The organism is Calothrix sp. CBUCES-K 9914 (assembly GCF_059640475.1).
Genome location: NZ_JBXXZH010000425.1, coordinates 1 through 4,885, shown reverse-complemented (window position 1 = coordinate 4,885; position 4,885 = coordinate 1). Strand labels below are relative to the sequence as shown.

The following is a 4,885-nucleotide window of genomic DNA, read 5'->3' as shown; positions in this document are numbered from 1 at the left end:
CAAAAGTGCTGATATTTATAGATTGCTTCACGTTTTCTTACATTAACTTTATAGAAGACACCCTATTCTCCCCATACGATGTAAAGCAAAACATGCTGTCTTGTATTGTTTTGTATACAGATACGGGGTTTTTACTGAGAATCTTATGATGATTAAAAGTATTGTATGGCTGCTTCCAACAGTGGCAATGACCGTTGTTGGTTGGAATGTTCGCGCGCAAGCACAAACTACTAATAATTTTGAGATTGAGTATAAGACCTTAACTCAAATTTCTGACTTAGCATCTCAACCTGGGTTCGTCAGAGCAACTATCACTGGTACAAGTACATCCCCAGGCGCGTTTGGGTTAGACTCATTTGAAAGCAACACTTATGGCCGCTTGGAACCTACTGGCAACCCTTCCTTAATAAAATATACTTTTAACTCTAATCCCACTGCACTCGGTCTACCTAATAACCTAGAAGCTTTTTCCGATAGATATTACGGTGGTGCAAACGAGTTATTTGGTAAAGCTAGCGATAGCGCCGAAATTAATCTCGAACAAGGTACTATTCAAGGTGGTGGTACTATTACCATCTTTAATGGTACTGGTGCATTAAATAATTCAACAGGTCAGATTACATTTTCTCAACAAGATAGGTTGAACCCACCAGGTACTCCTGCAGAAGGTTTAGCGACACTTAAGTTTCAGATACAAACACCCGCGCGTCAAATACCAGAATGTACACCTACAACAACCTTACTCGCTGCTGGTATGTTAGGCGCCGTTGGACTTAAATATAATACACTCAAATACAAAGGAAAGTTAAAAGCGAAAGGAAGGGGTAGCTCCCTTTCAGCTTTACCTTTTCTCCCCTAAGTTTTCGAGATGTTGCACTCAAAATTAGTTCAACATTAAACTTTCTTTACAAATCTTTTAGTCTTCGTGGTCATCGAAGGGGTCAGCGAGCTGCTTCGATGGAGGACCAAAAGACAAGTAAATAGAAGCTCCAGTAATGATTACGACAATCGCGCTGACGGCTATTATCATGACTGTTGCTGGTTCCAAATTGCTAAGAGATGTTGCAAATTCCATATATCACCGATGAATTATGAGTGCTATTCCTATAAAATATTACAAAAATATAAGTTAAAAGCACAAATGCTCTTAACTTTATAATCCGTATCTCGTTAGAGGTATCAAGCGCGCTTTTACTACCGGGGTAAAATAAACCCAGATTCTTGGGTGATACCACATGGTTGATAATTAGGTCAGCGCAGGATTATTCAACAAACATAAAGTAAAAGCAATGTAATAATTGCTTGTATTTTATGGAACAATAGAACTTAGCCTAAAAAGTTCGGCAAATAATATAACGGTGAATTATGGCACAACGGACACGGTTGGGAGATATTCTCAGACCTTTAAATTCTGAATATGGTAAAGTTGCTCCAGGTTGGGGAACCACTCCCCTCATGGCTGTTTTTATGGGGCTATTTTTTGTCTTCTTGCTTATTATTCTGCAACTCTACAACAAATCTATCTCAATTCAAGATGTGATGGTTGATTGGCGCACTGTAGGCAAGTAACGTCTTTGAAAGCGCAATTTATAACGCGCGCTTCCGCATCCAAAGTTTTTCCAACCCGGTTGTACCGGGTTTTTTTATACAAACTAGACTACAAAATATGTGTAACTTGGAATAAGATGCGTTTCTGTTTTAGGAGAAGGGATATGAATTTTTTTGGTATTGGTTTGCCAGAGATGGCTGTAATCATGGTAGTAGCGCTGTTGGTGTTCGGCCCGAAGAAGTTACCAGAGATTGGACGAAGCATGGGTAAAGCTATTCGCGGTTTCCAAGATGCATCGCGCGATTTTCAGGAGGAGTTTCAGAAGGAAGCAGCACAGATACAAGAAGCTGTCAAGACTAAAGCCGAAATTGAGCCGAAGCAAATTGAAGCACAAAAAGAAGAAGTTTAACACAGGGTAAGGTGGGCAGTGCCCACCCTACTTTTTGTGAACCGTGGTTCACATTTCCCCGTTCAATTCTTCTAATATATTATTCACGATGGAAAAAGTTATAGTAATTCCTCAGCTCGTAGTTGGTTTGGGCAACCCGGAACCAAAATATGAGCAGACGCGACACAATATAGGGTTTGCAGCGATTGATGCTTTATCCCAAACCTGGAAAATTCCTGTATCAGAAAATAAGAAGTTTCAGGGTGAATACGGAGAAGGTTCTGTGAGTGGAGCTAAAATTCGTTTACTGAAGCCACTTACATATATGAACCGTTCTGGGCAGTCAATTCAAGCTGTTCTAAGTTGGTATAAATTGCCGCCAGAATCTGTACTGGTGATATATGATGATATGGATTTGCCACTTTCTAAAACTCGACTACGGTTGTCTGGTTCGGCAGGTGGACACAACGGGATGAAAAGTACTATCGCGCATTTAGGGACGGATAATTTTCCTCGGTTACGTATTGGTATTGGCAGACCAAAAAATGAGCAAGTTGAAGACACTGGTACTATTTCTCACGTTTTAGGCAAGTTCAACGCTACTGAAAGCAAACTCATGACGGATGTTCTGGACTTTGTGGTCGAGGTTATAGAACTGTCTCTTAAACAAGGTGTAGAGAAAGCTATGAATAAATGTAATAGTAAAACAATTAGTTTGGCGAGCGGCGAGTAAAAACAGGGTTTCAGATTTTTTATTCACAAACACCGCTTTTTACTAACGCGCGAAATTCATCGCTATACATTGCCTTATCCCAGTTCTTTGCAACTTGTACTTGAGCTGGGGTAATATACTTGGCGCCTCGCATATCAGTTCCTTGAAGGTCAGCTCCACTAAGGTCAGCTCCACTGAGGTTTGCTCCACTAAGGTTTGCAAACTGAAGCTTTGTGCCAACAAGATTAGCATTTTGTAGGTCAGCGTTTTGTAAGTTGGTACTTTGGAAGTTCGCGCGCTGAAGATTAGCGTTTTGTAAATTAGCTCCTTTCAAAATCGCAAATTGCAGCTTAGTTTGATAAAGGTCAGCACTCTGTAAATCTGCTCCACTTAAGTCAGCACTTAATAATATAGCTTGCTGTAAGTTCGCCATTTGAAGATTCGCTTCCACAAGCTTGGCACTTTTTAAGTCGGCTTGTAACAAATTTACTTGCTGTAAATTCGCTTTTTCAAAATTCGCTTGCTGTAAATTCGCTTGTTGTAAGTTCGCTTGCTGTAAGTTCGCTTTATAAAACACCGCTTCAATAAGACTAGCTTGCTGTAAATTAGCTTGCTGTAGGTTTGCTTCCTTGAGCTTGGCTTTTTGAAGGTTAGCTTGACTTAAGTCCGCGCGCTGTAATGTTGCTTCTTGTAGGTTGACTTGCTGCAAGTCCGCGCGTTGAAGCGACGCTTCCTGAAGTGTCGCATAACTCATATTGGAAAACGAAAGCTTGGCTCTATATAAGTCAGCTTTTTGTAGGTCAGCTTTTTGCAGGTCACAACTTTGGAGTAAAGCTTCCCGAAGCGTGGCTTCTTGAAGGTTAGCTTGCTGAAAATTGGCAAATTGAAGTTTTGCTTGCTGGAGGTTCGCCATTTGCAAGTCGGCAAACTGTAAATGTCCTTGCTCTAAAGTTGCCCCTTGAAAATTCGCATCTTTCAATACAGCGCTGCGAAAGTCTGCCATCCGAATCACAGCGTTGCTAAAGTCAGCGTTCCGAAGGTTTTGACCGCGAAATAGTTGACCGTGAACATTTTGACCGGAGAAGTCTTGTGCAGCCATAACAAGGTAAAAAAATTACATACCTTGAGATTTTGATATATTGTCCATATAAAGTCTCGCTCCTCCTTATACATTTAACATCCAATTCTGTATAATGTTCATACTCGCAAATTATAGTGCCAAGGAAAAAGCGAACTCCTTTCTAAAGAAGTTCGCTCCGATGCTGAGGGAAAACTGTTATTTCACGCTTGGCGCCACAACTTGAGCGTGAATCGTCTATTGACTAAATTTAAGTAATTTTAGTTGTTTATTATACATTAAACTTGGATATTATCCCAGTATTTACTGAAGCCGTTAATTTGGCTCACGTCAAGCAGCAAACGCTTAATACTTACATCTTGACTAAAACTCTGCAAGCTTTTATACTTGTCCTTCATCAAAAAAATATAATTTTACAATCTTTATAATCATAATAAAAAGAAAATTCGTGTATCAAAAAATACTATAGATATTGAATTTAGGGCGTGAAGATTCAGGCTAAAATTATAGATACTTACGTATAGAAGTAAGTTATAATTGATAATTCATAATTTCTTTATAATCGATTCAGTAGATTTTCTGATTGTAAACGAATCATGAATTATAAAGTTTATGTAATCAGTTTTATACTTAGGAGCGTGTGGAATGACTATGAGCGGAACATTGATGGTAGATATAGTAGTTATAATTAATATTACTTTATCAATAATGTTACTTTATGTAGCTTGGCGAGTTTGGCTGTTAAAACGGTCATTTACCAGACTTAGCAATAGTTTTAACGTTGCTACAGGTAATACTCAGGTACTTCTCTCAACTTTACCTAACTTTCTTTACATCAGGCAGACGACGATTAAAAACTTGCGCTCTAAAAACCAAGCGTTAGAATCAAAGTTTCAAAAATCTACTCAAATTTTGAGTTTACTCGTTATCGCTTCCAGATTCTGGAAAAATAAGAGTTCCATCTCCGCTAAAAAAACAAGCAAATTTAAATAACTGTATAATTATATAAATATTTTGCTAAGTTCCATTTAAAAGCAGATGCGTCAAAAACTTATAGTGTATAAGTATAAATGCAGTGGCACCTAGACCAGGAGTTAAACTAAAAGAAATGAACTGTTGTAGTTGAACGATAATATATCGCTACAATTTTTTACTTTT

At 38.6% G+C, this 4,885-nt stretch carries 7 protein-coding genes; 5 read left to right on the top strand and 2 right to left on the bottom strand.

The features are described from left to right. Nucleotides 1–145 precede the first annotated feature (145 nt). Nucleotides 146–859 (top strand): hypothetical protein, encoded by a 714-nt coding sequence (locus tag AC2JBO_RS43040; protein ID WP_496959747.1) that lies wholly within the window; start codon nt 146–148, stop codon nt 857–859. 57 nt (nt 860–916) lie between these two features. On the opposite strand, the gene psbN is transcribed toward AC2JBO_RS43040, so the two are convergent. Further along, complete coding sequence (gene psbN, locus AC2JBO_RS43035) at nt 917–1,048, bottom strand: photosystem II reaction center protein PsbN (protein WP_496959748.1); 132 nt, start codon at nt 1,046–1,048, stop codon at nt 917–919. Nucleotides 1,049–1,365: 317 nt separating this feature from the next. Here psbN and psbH point away from each other — a divergent pair, with 317 nt between their 5' ends. The 3 genes from psbH to pth all read left to right on the top strand — a co-directional run bounded on the left by psbH (nt 1,366) and on the right by pth (nt 2,670). Next, nucleotides 1,366–1,569 carry a photosystem II reaction center phosphoprotein PsbH gene (psbH, locus tag AC2JBO_RS43030; protein WP_496959746.1) on the top strand — a complete coding sequence of 68 codons (204 nt, stop codon included), beginning with the start codon at nt 1,366–1,368 and terminating at the stop codon, nt 1,567–1,569. Between the two features lie 143 nt (nt 1,570–1,712). Further along, nucleotides 1,713–1,958, top strand: coding sequence for a TatA/E family twin arginine-targeting protein translocase (locus AC2JBO_RS43025; protein WP_496959745.1), 246 nt, complete (start codon nt 1,713–1,715; stop codon nt 1,956–1,958). Nucleotides 1,959–2,046: 88 nt separating this feature from the next. After that, the gene (pth, locus tag AC2JBO_RS43020) at nt 2,047–2,670 is read left to right on the top strand and encodes an aminoacyl-tRNA hydrolase (RefSeq protein WP_496959744.1); all 624 of its coding nucleotides are present in this window, start codon (nt 2,047–2,049) and stop codon (nt 2,668–2,670) included. A gap of 19 nt (nt 2,671–2,689) precedes the next feature. On the opposite strand, the gene AC2JBO_RS43015 is transcribed toward pth, so the two are convergent. Next, a complete protein-coding gene (locus AC2JBO_RS43015; RefSeq protein ID WP_496959743.1) occupies nt 2,690–3,748 on the bottom strand; it encodes a pentapeptide repeat-containing protein in 1,059 nt (352 codons plus the stop codon). Nucleotides 3,749–4,372: 624 nt separating this feature from the next. Between AC2JBO_RS43015 and AC2JBO_RS43010 the strand changes: the two genes are divergently transcribed. Continuing rightward, nucleotides 4,373–4,720 carry a hypothetical protein gene (locus tag AC2JBO_RS43010; protein ID WP_496959742.1) on the top strand — a complete coding sequence of 116 codons (348 nt, stop codon included), beginning with the start codon at nt 4,373–4,375 and terminating at the stop codon, nt 4,718–4,720. Nucleotides 4,721–4,885: the final 165 nt, after the last annotated feature.